The organism is Neobacillus sp. FW104-15D2 (assembly GCF_058790155.1).
The window spans coordinates 1-1478 of record NZ_JBYTCJ010000068.1 but is presented as its reverse complement, the minus strand read 5'-3'; the positions used below and the strand labels follow the sequence as shown (position 1 = coordinate 1478).

Annotated in this window: 1 protein-coding gene; it reads right to left on the bottom strand. The window is 36.4% G+C overall.

Annotated elements, in window-relative coordinates:
• Positions 1-213: 213 nt before the first annotated feature.
• Positions 214-1380, bottom strand: coding sequence for an IS256 family transposase (locus tag AC3WR0_RS25325; RefSeq protein WP_492554842.1), 1167 nt, complete (start codon positions 1378-1380; stop codon positions 214-216).
• Positions 1381-1478: the final 98 nt, after the last annotated feature.

Below are 1478 nucleotides of genomic sequence, written 5' to 3'. Positions count from 1 at the left end.
CAAGTCAAGTCCTATTAATTGTGTAAAATTAAATGCAAGTGTTTTCAACGAAGAATTGTGTGATGTGATCCAAACCCTTTTCATTTTTTGAGCGAGACTTCCATGGGTTTTATTTCTCATATCCAGTGCAGATTGTCAAAGGCTTTTCACTTTGACAGTCTGTCCTGGATATGAAATCATCCATAATGGAAGTAGCTGAAAAATCATTTTGCTTTATTTGATTAGTGCATTTTTTTTTGAATAAACGGTTTCTTGATAGTGCATTAACACTGCGCCTACGAGGCGGAAAGCTGATTGCGTATTAGGAAAGATACGAATTACTTTTTCTCTTCGGCGAACTTCTTGATTTAAGCGTTCAAGAGAATTCGTACTTCTGATATGAGAGCGTATTTTTTCAGGAAAATTCATGTATTGAATGGTATCTTCGAAACCTTCATCTAATATGCCGAGGGCTTTTTCATATTTTTTGTCATCGCTAAACCGGATCATCAGTTCATCTTTAAATTTGCGTATATCCTCAATTGTAACAGCTTCGAAAACACGCTTAATCATCATGCGGAATTCCTCTGAGTCTTTTTTAGGGATTGTTTCAATGATATTCCTTTTGAAATGCACATTACATCTTTGCCAGCTGGTTCCGATGAATTCCCTTTGAATTGCTTTTTGAAGCCCCTGATGTGCATCTGAGATGACCAAATTAGGTGATTGAAGACCTCGAGATTTAAGTTGTTGTAAGAAATGGCTCCAACTCTCATAATTTTCAACATGGTCCACACTCAAACCGAGTATTTCACGTTTATTTTTATCTGAAATAGCAGTAGCAATATAAACAGCTTTTGAGATAACCCGGTGATGTTCACGTACTTTAATATACATGGCATCTACAAAAACATATGGAAAATACATCACATTTAAAGGCCGTTTTGACCAGTCATTAACAATAGGATCGAGCTTTTGGGTAAGAGAAGAAACAAACGATTTAGAAATGTTTTCACCACAAAGTTGTTCCACAATGTGAGTAACCTTTCGGGTGGAGACTCCATTGATGACCATCTCTAACATAGAGAGGACGAGAGCCTGATCGCATCGGGCATATTTTTCAAAGACCGAAGTTGAAAATTCCCCATTGCGAGTTCTAGGTACTTTTAGTTTTAACTTACCTATACTCATAGTTAATTCCCGATCATAGTAACCGTTGCGATAGTCCCGACGCTCCGAAGAGCGTTCATAAGCAGCAGCGTTTAAGAAGCCATCTCTCTCTTTTTCCATAAACTCATTTAAAACTAAAACAATAGCTGACCTAACCACTGCATCAATATTGGAATTCATAACAGATTCTTTTAAAAGGTCCATATCTAGGTTAAACTGTAACTGAGTCATTATTATTCCTCTTTTCATTGTTTTTCGTAGTTGAAAACAGTGTTGCCAAGAGTGAATAAAATGACTCTTTCTTTTTACACAATTATATGGACTCAATC

What these genes read in the sequence shown, in the direction of transcription:
- AC3WR0_RS25325 (WP_492554842.1), bottom strand. Translation starts at nt 1,380, where the DNA reads ATGACTCAGTTACAGTTTAACCTAGATATGGACCTTTTAAAAGAATCT.